General features: G+C 40.4%; 8 protein-coding genes. 7 read left to right on the forward strand and 1 reads right to left on the reverse strand.

The genetic code is table 11. The features are described from left to right. Positions 1 to 522 precede the first annotated feature (522 nt). From AC2JBO_RS21905 to AC2JBO_RS21935, 7 genes are all read left to right on the forward strand, one after another. Positions 523 to 5,493, forward strand: a complete 4,971-nt coding sequence (locus AC2JBO_RS21905; RefSeq protein WP_496955769.1) for a beta-ketoacyl synthase N-terminal-like domain-containing protein — start codon at positions 523 to 525, stop codon at positions 5,491 to 5,493. 142 nt (positions 5,494 to 5,635) lie between these two features. Next, positions 5,636 to 6,103: a carboxypeptidase regulatory-like domain-containing protein gene (locus AC2JBO_RS21910; protein WP_496955770.1), complete on the forward strand. Its 468-nt coding sequence runs from the start codon at positions 5,636 to 5,638 to the stop codon at positions 6,101 to 6,103. A gap of 98 nt (positions 6,104 to 6,201) precedes the next feature. Further along, a complete protein-coding gene (locus AC2JBO_RS21915) occupies positions 6,202 to 7,914 on the forward strand; it encodes an SDR family NAD(P)-dependent oxidoreductase (RefSeq protein ID WP_496955771.1) in 1,713 nt (570 codons plus the stop codon). A gap of 168 nt (positions 7,915 to 8,082) precedes the next feature. Continuing rightward, complete coding sequence (locus AC2JBO_RS21920; RefSeq protein WP_496955772.1) at positions 8,083 to 12,837, forward strand: PfaB family protein; 4,755 nt, start codon at positions 8,083 to 8,085, stop codon at positions 12,835 to 12,837. A gap of 151 nt (positions 12,838 to 12,988) precedes the next feature. Beyond that, positions 12,989 to 14,647 carry a PfaD family polyunsaturated fatty acid/polyketide biosynthesis protein gene (locus tag AC2JBO_RS21925; RefSeq protein ID WP_496955777.1) on the forward strand — a complete coding sequence of 553 codons (1,659 nt, stop codon included), beginning with the start codon at positions 12,989 to 12,991 and terminating at the stop codon, positions 14,645 to 14,647. 73 nt (positions 14,648 to 14,720) lie between these two features. Then, positions 14,721 to 16,223 (forward strand): thioester reductase domain-containing protein, encoded by a 1,503-nt coding sequence (locus AC2JBO_RS21930; protein WP_496955773.1) that lies wholly within the window; start codon positions 14,721 to 14,723, stop codon positions 16,221 to 16,223. A gap of 502 nt (positions 16,224 to 16,725) precedes the next feature. Then, positions 16,726 to 17,505 (forward strand): DUF4058 family protein, encoded by a 780-nt coding sequence (locus AC2JBO_RS21935; protein ID WP_496955774.1) that lies wholly within the window; start codon positions 16,726 to 16,728, stop codon positions 17,503 to 17,505. 146 nt (positions 17,506 to 17,651) lie between these two features. On the opposite strand, the gene hetI is transcribed toward AC2JBO_RS21935, so the two are convergent. Next, positions 17,652 to 18,401, reverse strand: coding sequence for a 4'-phosphopantetheinyl transferase HetI (gene hetI, locus AC2JBO_RS21940; protein ID WP_496955775.1), 750 nt, complete (start codon positions 18,399 to 18,401; stop codon positions 17,652 to 17,654). Positions 18,402 to 18,487 lie beyond the last annotated feature (86 nt).

The following is an 18,487-nucleotide window of genomic DNA, read 5'->3' on the forward strand; positions in this document are numbered from 1 at the left end:
TTTTTATTTTGGATAGATATGAGCCAATTAATTAGGTAAGTATGGAAGAAATATTTGGCGCCAAAAGAATGCTTATCACTGATAGCTATCGTAGCGAATAGTTATTTCCAAGTCATTTAGTTCGCGCAAGTTCTTTTCGTAAACTTAGTTATTGAGTAACATTATCATTATTTATTATGTTGTAAATCTAAAATATAATGGTTAGAGTAAAAACCTCGCGTTTCTACCAGACGCGATAAATCGCGTCTCTACTCTTCGACACAAAATCTGTGGCACTATTCAAGCAAATGGTATTACAATTGGTATTACATTATTGAATTCAAAACAGCGTTAATAGTAAGTTGTTGTTAGTTTTTACTTATTAATTTTTACCTATTAATAAGTTGAAATAAAAGCACGATTCGGTTGACGCGATAAACTTTGGTCATTGCAAATAAATAGCTGCTGTAAAGAACAGATAGCTCGTTTTTGGTTGGTAACAGACATTACCAATTTATTATCAACACTACCAAAGATTAGCCTATGTCTGCTTCTTGGATAGATACAGCCTTATCACAGTTGTCCGAGGAAATAAACAATTGTGAGAAGGTTTTGACCACTTTTATAGAGGAGAAAAAAAGGATGACAGATAAAACTAAGCCATTACACCTAAACAGAAAATTACAAGATAATCCGATAGCGATTATCGGTATGGCTAGTCTGTTTCCACAGTCGAGAACTCTGCGCGAATTCTGGGAAAATATTATTAATAAAGTAGATTGTATTACTGATATTCCAGATTCACATTGGAATGTTGAAGATTATTATGACCCCAATCCGCGCACAACTGAAGACAAAACCTATTGTAAGCGCGGTGGTTTTATTCCTTATGTTGATTTTAACCCGCTGGAATTTGGGCTACCACCGAATATTCTAGAGGTGACTGATGTTTCACAGTTATTAAGTTTGGTTGTTGCCAAAGAAGCGATGGAAGACGCGGGTTATAGTACATCCCGCGATTTTAATCGCGATACTGTGGGAGTTATACTTGGAGTTGCTGCCTCTAAACAACTTGCGACCCCCCTTGCCGCGCGTTTGGAATATCCTGTATGGGAAAGGGTACTCAGAAGTAGTGGGTTATCTGAGGAAGATACGCAAAAAATCATCGAAAAGTTTAAAAGTTCTTACATTAAGTGGGATGAGAATGCTTTTCCCGGAATGCTAGCGAACGTTGTTGCAGGACGCATTGCCAACCGTCTCAACTTTGGTGGTATTAACTGCGTTGTTGATGCAGCTTGTGCTAGTTCGTTCGGTGCCCTAAAAATGGCGATAAGCGAATTAATCGAAGGGCGTAGCGATATGATGCTCACTGGTGGAGTAGATACTGATAACTCCATCATGGCGTATATTTCGTTTAGCAAAACCCCAGCAGTTTCACCAAGTGATAAAGTTAAACCTTTCGATGCTAAATCTGATGGGATGATGCTGGGTGAAGGTATTGGGATGTATGTTTTAAAGCGTTTGGAAGATGCCGAACGCGATGGTGATAAAATCTACGCAGTAATTCGAGGTATCGGAACTTCCAGCGACGGACGGTATAAAAGTATCTATGCACCTCGACAAGAAGGACAAGTTAAGGCATTACAGCGCGCTTACGACGATGCTGGCTTTAATCCTGCGACTGTTAGTTTGGTCGAAGCACATGGTACTGGCACAATGGCTGGTGACCCAACAGAGTTTGCTTCGTTACGCGAATTCTTTGGTGAAGACAATGCTAGAAAGCAATATATTGCTATCGGTAGCGTTAAATCACAAATTGGACATACTAAAGCAGCAGCAGGCGCCGCAAGTTTAATTAAAACTGCACTAGCATTACACCACAAAGTACTGCCACCTACAATTAACATCACCGAACCAAACCCGAAATTAAATATCAAAAATTCGCCGTTTTATCTCAACGCTGAAACTCGTCCTTGGATACGCGCTTTAGGTGAAGCTCCAAGACGCGCGGGTGTAAGTTCGTTTGGATTTGGTGGTACTAACTATCACGTTGTTCTTGAAGAGTATTCTGGCACCTCAAATTCAGACGCTTTACCTTCAATAAATTCTCCCTACCGTATTCACACCACACCATCAGAAATACTACTGTTTGCAACAAATCCAGCACAGCTACTAACACGATGTGAAGCAGTATTAACTTCTTTGCAGTCTGAAACTGGAGATAAAGAGTATTTACAACTAGTTGAGGAATGTAAAGCAGCAGAAATTCCAGTTTTAGCTGCCCGTGTCGGATTTGTTAGCGAGTCGCGCACAGAAGCTTGTAAGCTATTGCAACTAGCTGTAGATTTGCTGCGTTCCAAAACAACACCCACATGGGAACACCCACAAGGAATTTACTACCGTTCTGCGGGAATAGAATTAGGAGGCAAGGTTGTAGCACTGTTTTCTGGGCAGGGTTCACAATACTTGGAAATGGGACGCGAGCTAGTAATGAATTTTCCAGAGATGCAGCGTCTTTATGGCTACATGGATAATTTGTTGCTACAAGACCACTCTCAACCCTTGTCGGAAATCGTTTTCCCTCATCCTGTATTTAGTAATGCAGAGAGAGAAGCTCAAGAGAAAGCACTGCAACGCACCGAATATACTCAACCAGCGATTGGGATGCTGAGTGCGGGGATGTATAAAATTCTCAAACAGGCAGGTTTCAAATCAGATTTTACTGCTGGACATAGCTTTGGTGAATTAACAGCTTTATGGGCAGCAGGTGTATTTAGCGATGAAGATTACTGCTTCCTCGTCAAAGCGCGCGGTCGAGCAATGTCACCACCACAAGACCCTGACTATGATGCTGGGGCAATGTTAGCAGTTAGGGAAGATTCGTCTAAAGTCGAAGCTGTTTTAAAACATTTTCCACAGGTTACAATTGCTAACTATAACTCTCAAAATCAAGTTGTGCTAGCAGGACCAACAATAGAGATTGAGCAAGTTAGACAAGCTTTGCAAGAACAAGGTTATAGTGCAATATTACTACCTGTATCGGCAGCGTTCCATACATCGCTAATAGCTTTTGCACAAAAATCATTTGCCATCGCACTCAAATCAGTTAACTTCCAAACTCCCTCTATTCCTGTTTACAGTAACGTCACCGGTCAACTTTACTCAAGGGAACCACACGCAGTTCAGCGTCTGTTAGAAACTCACCTAGCTAACTCGGTACTATTCAAACAAGAAATAGAGAATATCTATCAAGCTGGTGGTTACTGCTTTGTTGAATTCGGTCCCAAGAAAATTCTTACAAACCTTGTTAAAGATATTCTCGGCAACCGTCCTCACCTAGCTATTGCGCTCAACGGCTCACCTCAAAAAAATAGTTACCGTACTTTACGCGAAGCTGCTGTACAATTGCGCGTAGCGGGAATGCCACTCAAAGACCTTGACCCCTACCAAATTCCACAAAAGTTAACAACCGAGACTAACAAGGGTTTGAATATTCGTATCAACGGTGTTAACTACCTATCAGACAAAACAAAACAAACGCGCGAGCTATCACAGCAAGATAAACATCAGGTAACTATAACTCAACCCGTTAAGAATGAAAGCGAAGTGGTTGCCGAAACTAAAACTGAAACTAAAACTGAAACTAAAACTGAATTAATATCTACAAGCATGGCCTTAGAAACACATCTCTCACCTTACTCTGGTAACGGACATCATCCCAAACCACAAATAGAACCTATTACTAGTAACGGCACCGTTTCAAGTTCGGCAACCTTACCAACACCTAAGCCAGAAGTATCCGTTCCAACTCCACTCGTTACTAAAGAGGCAAGCTTATCACCAATGCAGCCAACATCTAATAACCTTGCTTATTACCAACGGGTTTTGGAAAGCTTGGAATATGTTTTGGCACAATTCCAGCAAAGCCAAAGTGAAAATTTACAAGTTCACGGACTATATTTAAACCATCAGAAGGAATATGTACAAACCTTCTACCAACTGATGCAGCAACAAAATACATTGTTTGCTTCCAAAAATTCCAACGATGACCGCGCGGAAATTAAACCAGTTGTGATGGAAAGCTTGGAGCGGAGCATGATACAGTTCCACTCACAGCAAAGTGATACCCTCCGTATTCACGAACAATACCTTCAAAATCAAGTTGAGCATACCAAAAACTTTTTCCAACTCATCCAGCAAGAATATGCACAGATAATTGAAGGTGACGTGAGTGTACAGAAGGAGATAAGCTCCTCTACAGTTCAACCTGTATTACCAGCTTCAGCAAGCGTAGAAATCAAGGAAATTAAACAGCAAGTTGCACCCATCGAACCTCCTGTTACAACCGTAAGTAAAATAGCTGAAGAAATTCTACCTATTGCAACGCTACCAATATTACCAAAAGAAGAACCAAGCAAAAACGGCGCTGTACATACAGCACAAGCTAAAACACCTGACTTATCAAACCTCAGCGATAAATTACTCGCAATAACGAGTGAGAAAACAGGTTATCCCATAGAAATGCTCGAACTTGACATGGATATGGAAGCTGACCTGGGTATTGACTCAATTAAACGGGTAGAAATAATGGGCGCCTTACAAGAAGAATTACCCGACTTGCCCAAACCTAGTAATATGGAGGAAATGGCGGAACTGCGAACCATCGGTCAAATAGTTGAGTATCTCCAGAAGCTATCTGGGGATGAAAAAAAAAAGTATGAGTCTGATACGATTGACCGACGAACCGATGTAGTTGATGTTGCTGATGTTGCTAGTACAATTATCGATACAGGTATTCAGCGACTACCTGCTCAACTCAAAAAGTTAAACGAACCAGATTGGTTAGAATTCAGCTTACCGCATGGGTATGTAGCTTTGATAACCGATGATGGTTCGCCAACAACAGCTTTAGTTGCAGCAAGTTTAAACGAGCAGGGATGGAAAGTTATTGTACTAAACCTTCCTCCTTCGCTCGTTCCCGAAAAATCGATATTACCTCCAGGTGTAGAAAGAGTTGCGCTAACCGACCTTTGTGAATTGCATCTACAACAAAAGCTAGATGATATTACAACTCAATACGGTTTTATCGGCGCCTTTATTCATATTCACCCTATCTTCCAATCTTCCAACTCCGAAGGTGTTTTCTACAGCGAACAAGAAAAAGCAATCGTCAAACACATTTTCTTCATTGCAAAACATTTGAAAAAATCCCTCAATGAAGCCGCGAAACAAGGACGCGCGTCTTTTTGCACCGTTGCTCGTCTTGACGGAGCATTCGGACTTGATAGACAAGTAAACTTTGGCGCCATTGGTGCTGGTTTATTTGGACTTACTAAAACAATGATTTGGGAATGGTCAAATGTATTTTGCCGAGCAATAGACCTCAGTCCCCAAATTGATGCTAGTACATCCGCGCAGTACATCGTTGCTGAACTGCATGACCCAAATCTTTATCTTACAGAGGTTGCTTACGGTAGTCACGGACGAGTAACGCTGATTGCTCAAAATTCATAACTTGGAAGAAAGACGCGATTTATCGCGTCTCTACATTATCTTCCTTTGCGGTTCGTTTTTAGTTGCTGGTTGATTGTTTTTAGCTGTTAGTTATTTCAACCTAGCAATCAAACATTAACTATCAACTAGTAACTATAAAAACATGTCTAAGAAAAATGTAATAAATTTTATTGGTCGAGTTATCGACTACCGAAAGGAAGCACCAATTCGCGGCGCCAAGGTTTCTCTCAAGACAAACGATATTTCTCTAGACTCTTACACTGATTTAGAAGGTATTTATAAATTCCAGGTTAGTGCTGATAAGTCTAAAAATGTTCGTGGGGAGATATTTGTTGAAGCTTCTGGTTATAAACCTTATGGTGGTTTTATTAAGTTGGCGCCGGATAAGAAAGATTTGGGAGATATTCGTTTGGGGGCACCTTATAATCAGCAAACTAGCTTACAAAGCAGTAAACCAAGTCGAAGTGAGAGTAATTTAACGCCTTTTATTGCTGTTATTATAATAGCATTTTTTATTTTACTTTCGCTGGCAATTAGAAGTTCTCCTCGCCGTAATCCTGTTTATGATAGAAGTCCACGTGGTGATTCGTTTGAAGATTTGAGACGGTAACTGGTTGGTTTTTACGAACCGCAAAGTACGCAAAGTACGCAAAGAAAGAATTAAGAGGATTTAGAAGAAATTTTACACAACTCCTAACTTTTTAAAATATGTCAATTCAAGTTAATCAAAGGTCTGTTTTTGTTGTTAGCGGTGGTGCCAAGGGTATTACTGCTAAATGTACGGTTAAGTTGGCGCAGCAACATCGTTGTAAGTTTATTTTGCTGGGTCGGTCGGAGTTGACGTTGGAACCGAGTTTCGCTGAGGGTTGTTTCGATGAAGCGGTTTTGAAAAAGCGCATCATGGAATTTGTGGCAACTGATGGTAAGCCAACTCCGATGGTTGTTCAGAAGTTATACAATCAGATTGTTTCGAGTCGCGAGATTCAAGAAACTTTAGCTGCTATTAAAGAAGCTGGTGGTGATGCTAAGTATTTAAGTGTTGATGTGACTAATGTTGCAGCTTTAAAAGCAGCTATTTTAGAGACTGCTGCTAGTTTTGGTGCTGTTACTGGTATTATTCACGGTGCTGGTAATTTGGCTGATAAGTTGATTGAGAAAAAAACTAGCGAGGATTTTGAGAAGGTTTATACTGCCAAGGTTCAGGGTTTAGAAAATTTACTTAACAGTATTCCAGCAAGTCAACTGCAACATTTAGTGTTGTTTTCGTCGGTGACGGGTTTTTACGGTAATATTGGTCAGTCTGATTACGCTATTGCAAATGAAATTCTCAATAAGTCTGCTCATTTAGTCAAGCAGCAACATCCCGAATGTCATGTTGTCGCTATTAACTGGGGTGGTTGGGATAGCGGAATGGTGACACCTGAGTTAAAAAAGGAATTCGCACGTCGAGGTATTGATATTATCCCAGTAGATGCTGGTACACAAATGTTGGTTAATGAACTTAACCCCGTTTATCACGACACTGCTCAGGTGGTTATTGGTAGTCCAATGATTTTAGCTCCAGTTCCTCTTGGTACTGAGTTACGCACTCATCGGGTACGTCGTCGTCTTAAAGTTGAAGCTAATCCATTTTTACGTGACCATACAATTTCTGGTAATTTAGTATTACCTGCAACTTGTGCTGTATCTTGGATTTCTAACGTTTGTAAGGAACTTTACCCAGGATATATATTTTTCAACGATTCTAATTTCAAGGTATTAAAGGGCATTACTTTTAATCCTAGTATGGCGCCGTCCCATATTGTAGAATTAAAAGAAATTAGTAAAGTAGATGTACAAGAGATTAATCTACAAGCCAGAATTTTGAGCGAACTTGAAGACGGTAAAATTAACTACCACTTTAGTGCAGCAATAAAATTAGTTCGCAAACTTCCCCCATGTCCTATTTACAATAATTTTAATTTTGAGGAAGATAATATAATCACCTTACGTGGTAAAGAGTTTTACCAGCAAGACCCATCATCATTATTTCACGGCGCCACTTTTCAGGAAATTCAGCGTATTATAAACATTTCTCCTGAGAAAATCACCGCTGAATGTTTATGGAAACCTATCAGCAGCGAAGTTGCAGGTCAATTTCCAATTGATTGGCTAAATCCTTATGCAACAGACTTAAGTACACATCCCTTATGGGTTTGGTTATATCACTACCATAGACAAATTTGTTTACCAGGTCAAATGGATCGATTTGAACAGTTTGAAGAAATTCCTGTTAACCAACCATATTATGTATCGTGCGAAGTGAAACAAAAAACAGCAACAGGAATAAGTGCCGATTTTATTATTCATGATGCCAATGGTAAAGTATTCCTGCGATTGCTAGGTACTAAAGGAATTATATTGCCTAAATTGTTAGTGTAATAATCCCCCCCTAACCCCCCTTAATAAGGGGGGGAACAAGAGCTAATTCTTAGCCCCCTTTATTAAGGCAAGGAACAAGAGCTAATTCTTAGCCCCCCTTATTAAGGGGGGTTGGGGGGATCAATTCACACCACAGCCATTCACTATTATTAACAGAGCATATAAACCGTGGAAAAAATTGCTATTATCGGATACTCTTGTTTATTTCCTGATGCTAAAAACCCTGATGAGTTTTGGCATAATTTAATCGAGCAAAAAGACTCTACTTCCACTATCACTGCTGAAGAAATAGGCGTAGAACCAAGTATATTTTATAACCCAGTCAAAGGTAAGCCAGATCAATTTTACTCTTTGAAGGGAGCTTTTATTCGTGACTTTAAGTTCGATAGCAAAGGCTATAAACTTCCTCCAGATTTTCTTGATAGTCTCGATAACACTTTTAAATGGTCGTTATATGTCGCACAGCAGGCACTTCGAGATAGTGGTTATCTGAACAAGTCTGAAATATTGGCAAAATGCGGGGTAATATTAGGTACTCTTTCTTTACCTACTAAATATTCCAATCGCGTGTTTGCTCCTATTTATCAGCAAATTTTGGCGCCTGCTATTCGTGAGTTGTTACAGACTGAGAATTTTGATTTGCCTCTACCTGGTAACGATGGTATTAGTGCCTCAACCCATAATGCTATGATATCGGGTTTGCCAGCGGCTGTAATCGCCCAAGCGCTATCTTTATCGAATATTCATCTTTGTATTGACGCTGCATGTTCATCACCACAATATTCAATACGGTTAGCGTCGCATTATTTATGGACGCATAAAGCAGATATGATGTTGGCTGGTGGTATTAGCGCTGCTGACCCGTTGTTTATTAGGATGCTATTTTCTGGTATTCAAGGGTATCCCGAAAATAATGATATTAGTCGTCCACTTGATAAGTCATCGCGCGGGTTGATGACTGCCGAAGGTTCAGGATTATTCGTACTCAAACGCTATAGTGATGCTGTTAGAGACGGTGACAGAATTTATGCGGTAATTGCTGGAAATGGGCTTAGTAATGATGGACGGGGTAAGCATTTACTCAGTCCCAATTCTAAAGGTCAAGTGTTAGCTTTCGAGCGTGCGTATTGTGAAGCTAATGTAAACCCGCGCGATATTGATTATATGGAGTGTCATGCTACAGGTACTTTACTTGGCGACACAACCGAATTTAACTCAGTCGAAACTTTTTTTGGTAAGCACCAAGCTTCACCGCTCGTAGGTTCGGTAAAAGCAAATGTCGGACATCTTTTGACGGCAGCAGGTGCTGTTGGGTTAGCCAAGGTACTTTTGAGCATGTCCAAGGGAGTTATTCCTGCCACTATTAATGTAAAGGAAGCTATTGGTAACGGTAATAGCGTTATTTCTCCCAAAAATGTTGTCAAGAGTGCAACTAATTGGTCGAACAAGGCGCCTATTAAACGCGCGGCAATTAGTGCATTTGGGTTTGGCGGCACAAATGCTCACATGATTCTCGAACAGGGAATGACGACACATCCAGCGCATTCAGAACAACCACTAGCTCTTGCAAAGATGGCAATTGTTGGTATGGATGCTATGTTCGGAAATTGTAACGGGTTAGATGCGTTTGACCGCAGTATTTATGACTGTACACAGCAGTTTACTTCTTTACCCGAAGAACGCTGGCACGGTATCGAAACGCAGCATGATTTACTTAAACAGTATGGTCTCACCGATGGCAAAGCACCACAGGGAGCATATGTTAATAATTTTGATGTTGACACATTAGCGTATAAAATACAACCTAACGAATTAGCAAAATTGAATCCACAGCAGTTATTACTGTTGAAAGTAGCTGACCGCGCGCTTGTAGATGCGGGTATGAAAGAAGGTGGTAATGTTGCAGTGTTAATTGCGACAGAAACAGAGTTTTCTGTACATCAGTTGCAGCAGCGTTGGAATTTAGACTGGCAAGTTAAAGAAGGTTTAGCGGCAAGTCAAAGTTCTTTACCTACAGATACAGTTAATCAACTTGAAACGGTACTTAAAGACGCAGTTCACCATCCAGTTGAAATCAGTGAGCATGTTAGTTATATATCTAACATCATGGCAAGTCGGATTAGTGCGCTATGGGATTTCACTGGTCCAACTTTTACTATTACTGCAGGTGAAAATTCGACGTTTAAAGTATTGGAAATTGCCCAGCATTTATTAACGACTGGGGAAGTTGATGCAGTACTGGTGGGAGCAGTTGATTTAGCTGGGGGATTGGAACATGTACTGCTGCGAAACAAGTTGGCGCCGATTAATACAGGTATCAATACTCTAAGTTATGACCAAAAAGCTAACGGTTGGAATCTTGGTGAAGGTGCAGGCGCCGTAGTATTAAAGCGTCATGATAGTAAAGCGCAAGACCGTGTTTATGCGGTGATTGATGCAGTAAGTCTTTGCCAGCAAAATTCCACTCCCACGCAAGATTTAGATAAACGTCTTACAACTCCAGATGCAGCATATGTAAAAACAGTCTCACAGCAAGCGCTGCAAATAGCTAATGTCCAACCGAGTGAAGTTGAGTATGTAGAAGTTTACGGTAGTGGCATAGCAGAGGAAGACGAGGCAGAAATTGCAGGGTTACTACAAGCATATCCTGGCGCCAAGCAGGAATTGAATTGTGCTTTGGGAAGCGTTAAATCTAATATTGGTCATACGTTTGTTGCATCAGGAATTGCCAGTTTAATCAAAACAGCATTGTGTCTCTATCATAGATACATTCCCGGAACTCCTAAATGGACAGGTGTCAAAAATCAGGCTTTATGGCAAGGCAGTCCTTTTTATGTTGCTCCTGAGTCGCGTCCGTGGTTTTTAAACAAAGACATCAAAAAGCGTGTAGCAGCAATTAACAGTATTGGAATTGATGGTACTTATGCTCACGTGATTTTGTCGGAAGAACCCGAACAAGTGGAGCGTCCCAGTAAGTATTTAGAGCAAACGCCATTTTACTTATTCCCAATAGCAGGTAGTGATAAAGACTTGCTAGCAAAACTTGATAATCTCCAAAATCAGATTGCTAGTAACTCTAGCAATCTTGCAGCAATTGCTAGTCAGACTTTTAAAGCTTTCCAAAGTTGTAACAACTCCGACTATGCACTTGCAATAGTTGGAAAAAACCAAACTGAAATAAGCAAAGAAATAGACAACGCCATCAAAGCAGTTCCAAAAGCGTTGGAAACTGGAGAAGATTGGCAAACACCTTTAGGTAGTTATTTTACTGCTAAACCTCTGGGTAAACACGGTGAAGTAGCTTTCATTTACCCTGCTGCCATTAATTCTTACATTGGTATTAGTCGCAATTTATTCCGACTATTCCCCCACGTTCACGAAGACAAGGTAATTAAAAGCCTTTATAGTCTTGTTGCTGATATTGCTCAATTAGTCTTCCCACGTAGTCTCAACAAACTTACCACTCGTCAACTCGAAACCCTCGAAAAACAACTTTTGGAAGACTCGTTAGCAATTTTCGAGACTGATATGGGGTTCGCGCGTTTAATTACAACTATTATCTCCGATGATTTCCAAGTCAAACCGAAGCATGTATTTGGTTACAGCTTAGGTGAAACAAGTATGATGTCTTCTACTGGAGTTTGGAGTGACTTTAGCCGAGGTATCAACGCTTTCCACATCTCACCGCTATTCGGAGACAGAGTATCAGGCGCCAAAAATGCTGTGCGTGAATATTGGGGAATGCCCACAGTAAATCAAACAAACGATGATAGCTTCTGGAGTACTTACCTATTAATGGCAGACCCAGACAAAGTGCGCGAACACCTAAAACAAGAACCCCGCGTTTACCTAACACAAATTAATACACCTGAAGAAGTTGTAATTGCAGGTGATAGCCAAGCTTGTCAACGCGCGATAAAAGCAATTGGTTGTAACGCATTCCGGGCGCCGTTCAACCATGCCATTCACAACGAAGCAATGCGTTCCGAATATTCGGAAATCGTTAAACTGAACACATTACCAGCGCAAGAATTACCTTCGGTCAAATTCTATTCAAGTGCCGAATATCAACCAATTGCATTAAATAGCGACACCATCGCTCAAAGCATTGGTAAATGCTTATGCGAACCGCTTGATTTCCCTCGTCTAGTTAACCAAGTCTATAGTAACGGCGCCAAAATCTTCTTAGAAACAGGTTCTGGGAATGTATGCTCACGCTGGATAGACAAGATTTTAGAAAACAAACCCCACACCACAATTTCTATAAACCGTAGAGGAGTAGATGATCACACCTCAATAGTTAGAGCTTTAGCAAAACTACTCTCGCATCAAGTACCCCTAGACCTAACACCGCTCTATACACAAATAGAGACAACTACCAAAACTCATAAACCCACCATGAAAACCGTCACAGTCGGTGGCGCCAACATCATCGAAAAAATCCTCAACCCTGAAAACCGTCAAACATTACAAAAAATATTCCAACAAACATTTCAAAAGTTACCAAACACCAACACACGTAACAGCAACTTAGTTAGTGAACATCAAAGGGAACAAAAAAACCTTCCAAAACAACTTATTACAACACCAAAGGAATTCCCAATGGAAAAGGTTACGAATAACAGTTTAACTTCCGCTCCTCCAATAAAATTTGAAAAGTTGCCTGGAACAACCATCCAGACTCCAGAAACCTTTTCTAACCAAACTAACCAAACTATTCCCATACAGAAATTAGAACCATTAACCTATCGTTCTAATATTGCAAAACAACACTTATCACAGCACTTGTCTAAGCTAAACACAAACAACTCCAACATTAACAAGAACCACGCAGCGTTCTTAGAAGCAAGGCAGCAATTTAGTAAACAAATGAGCGAAATAATCCAATTACAAATTGCTTGCGCCGAAAATTTATTGAAGTAGGGTGTGTGACGCTACAACAATTCTAAAACGAAGCTATTAATCCTGTAGCGTCACGCACCTTACTATTCACAATATTGTCACGTCACAATTATAAGTCGGTGCGTGACGCTCTGCGTAAATTTGAACACCTAAAAGGAACAAATACGTGAAAATAGGAACAGTAATAAATGCATACGATAACGGATTGAACTTTCACGCCTTTTCCTTTTATCAAAACCAAGCTTGGAAAGGTTCCCTCTCATGCGTATCGTTTGACCATAAAAGCATCAGAAATAAACTATTAAGCTTAAATCAACCTTGTTATATTATTAGAAGCGAGGGAAAAATAGGTGTTACTAATGATGGTTACACCTATGCTACAGATAATACTGATAAAAAAGCAGCAGAACTGCTTGCCGTACTGGCACCTACTACTACCTCAAATCTCGGTGACCCAAGTTTTCTATCATTTCACGGTGTAAAATATGCTTATAGTACTGGTGCAATGGCAGGTGGAATTGCATCGGAAGAAATGGTAATTGCACTAGGTAAAGCAAAAATTTTGGCTTCATTCGGCGCCGGGGGTTTAAGTCCCGACCGACTGGAAAAAGCTATCAACACAATTCAAGCAGCATTACCGAAAGGTCCCTACGCATTTAATTTAATTCATAGTCCAAATGAACCAGATATTGAACGTCGCGCGGTTGAGTTATATCTAAAATACGGTGTGCGAACTATCGAAGCTTCGGCATTTTTAGATTTAACTCCTAATATCGTTCATTACCGTGTTGCAGGATTAGCATTAAATTCTGATAACGAAATTGAAATCAATAACAAAATTATTGCGAAAGTTTCGCGTCGAGAAGTCGCAAGCAAATTTCTCCAACCAGCACCCCAACGTATACTCAAACAGCTTATTCAACAAGGTTTAATTACCCAAGAACAAGCATTACTAGCCGAAAAAGTACCTATTGCAGATGATATTACCGTCGAAGCTGACTCTGGAGGTCATACAGATAATCGACCTTTAGTTTGTTTACTGCCTTCGATGTTAGCTTTACGCGATGAAATTCAAGCGCAGTATAACTATAAACAGCCAGTTCGCATCGGAGTTGCTGGTGGTATCGCCAATCCACAATCTGCACTAGCTGGTTTTATGATGGGCGCCGCTTACATTGTCACTGGTTCAATCAATCAATCCTGCGTAGAATCAGGTAGCTGTGACTATACAAAACAACTGCTGGCAAAAGCCGAAATGGCAGACGTAATGATGGCGCCAGCAGCAGATATGTTTGAAATGGGAGTCAAGCTACAAGTACTCAAACGCGGTACAATGTTTCCCATGCGCGCGCAAAAGCTTTATGAATTATATAGAGCTTATAACTCACTTGAAGAAATCCCCCTTGCTGAACGAGAAAAGTTAGAAAAGCAAGTCTTCCGCAAAAGTATTGCCGAAGTTTGGGAGGCAACAGTTACATACTTAACGCAGCGCAACCCAGAGAAATTAGCCAAAGCTGCAAATAATCCCAAGTATAAAATGGCGTTGATTTTCCGTTGGTATTTAGGACTATCTTCACGCTGGTCAAATTCAGGAGAAAAAGGACGCGAAGCCGATTATCAAATTTGGTGTGGTCCTGCGATGGGTAGCTTTAATGACTGGGTAAGAGGTTCTTACTTAGAAGAAGTCGGCAACCGTCATGTAGTCGATATTGCTAATCATATCATGATAGGCGCAGCTTATTTGTACCGTATTCAAAGCCTAAAATTACAAGGTTTACAACTTCACGACTCTTACACTCAGTACTATCCAGTCAGTTCAACTTTAAATTAAATATCCCCTGTAGAGACGCGAGGAACATCGCGTCTCTACAAAACAAAAAAACATTTTAAACAGAGGCAAATAAATGGTTACTCCCGACAAATTATTTACTGCAGAAGGTATTCAAGAATGGATGGCGTCAAAATTAGCTGAGTTGCTAAAAGTTGCACCGAATACTATTGATGTACAGCAACCTTTAGAAAGTTATGGTTTAGATTCGTCGCGCGCGATGGTATTAGTTACACAAGCACAAGAAGTGTTTGGTGTAGAAATATCACCCGTATTATTATGGCACTACCCAACCATTGAAGCTTTATCAGAGCGTTTAGCCGAAGAATGTCAGGAAAATATATCAGATACTCAAGGCGCCGCTAGTTCAACCAATATTACTCTAGATTTACAGGCAGAAGTAGTACTAGACCCGCGTATATATCCAGCTTTACCTTACACAAGTGATTTTATATCTTATCCAGACAACGTATTTTTAACCGGTGGTACTGGCTTTTTAGGCGCCTTTTTAATTTATGAGCTATTAACACAAACAGATGCGGACGTTTACTGCTTAGTGCGCGCGCAAGACGAAGAAGTAGGTAAAAATAAAATCAAGCAAAATTTAGAAAAATATGCAATCTGGTCAGAGGACTTTGATTGTAGAATCATGCCCATTTTAGGGGACTTATCACAACCGCTACTTGGTATCAGTCGTGAAGGGTTTGAAATGCTCGCGGCAAATATGGATGCTGTTTACCATAGTGCGGCAATGCTAAATTATGTGTATCCTTATTCAGCATTAAAAACAGCCAACGTACTCGGTACTCAAGAAGTAATACGCTTGGCAAGCATGATAAAAACCAAACCACTGCACTATGTTTCAAGTGTTGCAGTGTTTGAGTCTCCCTTCTACGCAGGTAAAGTCGTCAAAGAAGACGATGAATTTAACGAATACTCAGGTATTTTCCTTGGATACTCACAAACTAAGTGGGTAGCAGAAAAACTTGTCAAAGTAGCGCGCGAGCGTGGACTTCCCGTAACTATTCACCGTCCCCCATTAATTGCAGGACATAGCCAAACAGGTGTCGGCAACACGGATGATTTTATTAATTTGATGGCAAAAGGTTGTATCCAAATGGGGTGTTTCCCCGATGTAGACTACATGATGGACATGTCCCCTGTTGACTATGTAAGTAAAGCTATCGTTTATCTCTCACTACAAAAAGAATCACTTGGCAAAGCATTTAACTTACAACATCCTGAACCGGCGCCGTTAAAAGACTTGGTAAACTGGATTAGCCAATTTGGTATTCCCATCAAATTTGTTCCTTACCAAGAATGGCAAAATCAACTATTGAATATAACCTCTCCCGACAACCCCTTATATACATTGCGACCATTTCTACTTGAGCGCTGGTCAGAAAGACAACTAACCATACCAGATTTATACTTAAAATCAAACCGACCAATAATTAGCTGCGAAGCAACACAAAAAGCACTTGCAGACAGTTCGATAACCTGTGCGCCAGTTGACTCAAGGTTATTTATGACCTACGCAACTTACTTAATTCAAACTGGTTTCCTTAAATTACCCTAAGATCAGGTAGGTTAGGCGTCTCGCCTGACCGCACGCACAGGCGAGACGCCTATGCTACAACGCCCCAAAATTAATGACATAGAACAGTAGGAACGCACATAAAATAAACAACGTAATTGTAGAGACCGTACATGTACAGTCTCTACATTGTTTTTATTTACGTTTAAAATTTTTGTAAAACAGTTTTTAGGACATCTATGATGCACAAAATAAACTTTCAATCCTGGCACTCTAGTACTAAATTGGCGCCGCAAGTCTTGGTAAAACCCGTCTATTACATCAAGGTCTTCTAATCGATTCGTGTCTTTAGGGATTGTAAGAAACTCTTGCCGCTGAAGGGATAAGTGGAATTGTGAAGCTAGAGAGTATAAAAACTAGTCTTTGAGCAACTTTAACTACTTTACTATCCTTTTGAGAACGAAAGTACGTGGATTTAGGAGTTACCATGATTTCTTGAAGCGGGTAATTCGTTATTATATTTATAGTAATTCTGGTTACTGCTATGCCTTCACCATTTCCAGGGATGAATCCTTACCTTGAAACTCCTGATTTGTGGTCGGGGGTACATGGGCGCCTAATCATAACTATCGCTGACGCTCTCTCGCCCTTGTTACGTCCAAAGTACTTTGTGGCAGTGGAAGAGCGAATTTATGAATCAACGCCTAACGATAGGATTCTTGTAGGTATTCCAGATGTTTCAATCCAACGCCAAACAACAGGCGCCAATACAACTAATACTACTTTAGCTATACCTACAGTTCAACCAACTAATGTAACCCTTCCTATTACTGAAGAAATTAAGGAAAGATATTTAGAAGTAAAACGGGTTGAAACTAAAGAAGTAGTCACTACAATTGAAATTTTATCTCCAAAAAATAAACGCTCAGGTGAGGGACGTAGCAGTTATGAAACTAAACGGCAGAGAGTGTTAAGTAGTAATACGCATTTGGTCGAGATAGACTTGTTACGCGCTGGTGTACCATTACCAGTTATGGAAACTAGCATTAAAAGCCATTATCGGATTTTAGTTAGTCGTAGCGAACGCCGTCCACAAGCGGATTTGTATGCGTTTAATATACAAAACTCTATTCCATCTTTTTTAATACCTTTACGTAAAGGAGATGTGGAACCGATAATTGATTTGCAGAATATATTAAACGAATTATATGACCGTGCGAGCTATGATTTAGTCATCGATTATCATCAAGAACCTGTACCTGGCTTATCAAAAACAGATAAAGATTGGCTGGATACACTTTTACGCGCGCAAGGATTAAGGTAAAAAGGAAAACTTTTTCTTGTAAGTTTTTCTTGTAAGTTTTTCTTGTGGGGTGTCCTCGCCCGCCCTGAAATATCGAACGGGCAAGGATGCCCATTCCACAAGATAGTCCTATCCCACAGGATGGTTAATTTAATTTTTGGGAGTTACTAATTATACAGCCAGCGTTTCAGATGACCTTTGGCGCCAGGTACAGCGATAGCAGCAACGGAACCGCGCGCAGGTACTAATTCCAACAAACTCCAATCTGAAGCACTATTAATTTTTGCTCCTTCGTTAGGAGTTAGCGAAACTTCGATCTGTTGCAGTTGAGAAATGCCGGCGCCAGTAGCTTTGAGATATGCTTCTTTACATGTCCAGTAACGGAAAAATACTTCCTGCTTCTGATTTGGAGGAAGCGATTTCATCACAGCGTACTCGTTCGCTGAGAAAAATTGTTGAGCAAGTACTAAAACATCCGTTACTGGTCGAATATACTCTAAGTCTATCCCAATTGGTCGGTTCAGAGATACTGCACATAGCGCCATTCCCTGACAATGGGATAAGTTGAACCATATCTGGCTATCGTTAAATGGTTCTGCTAGTACTGGTTTACCAAAGGCTTCGTAATTAAACTTTAAGGATTGTGGTGCTACATTCAAATATCGGCTTAATATAGTTCGCAACATACCCCGACCAACGGTAAAACGTTGTCGATGCTGTTGGAAGTACAAACGTTCAGCGCGCGCGTGTTCGTCTTCAGAGAGAAGTTTGGCAAATTGTTTTATCTTAGACTCTGACTGGTCAAGCTCCATTCGCCAAACGTGAATCTCGTCTTGTAACAGGGTTAACTCAGACGGAGCAGCTAGCCATTGAGAGTTGCTATCTGTCACCAAGGTACGCAGTTTAGAATTTTGCATGTTTATTTTAGATTATTGAAACTCGAAGGAAATGGCAATAGGGGATGGGAATCTCGACTGTATCGCTATCAATGACTCACTACTCA

This window comes from Calothrix sp. CBUCES-K 9914, assembly GCF_059640475.1.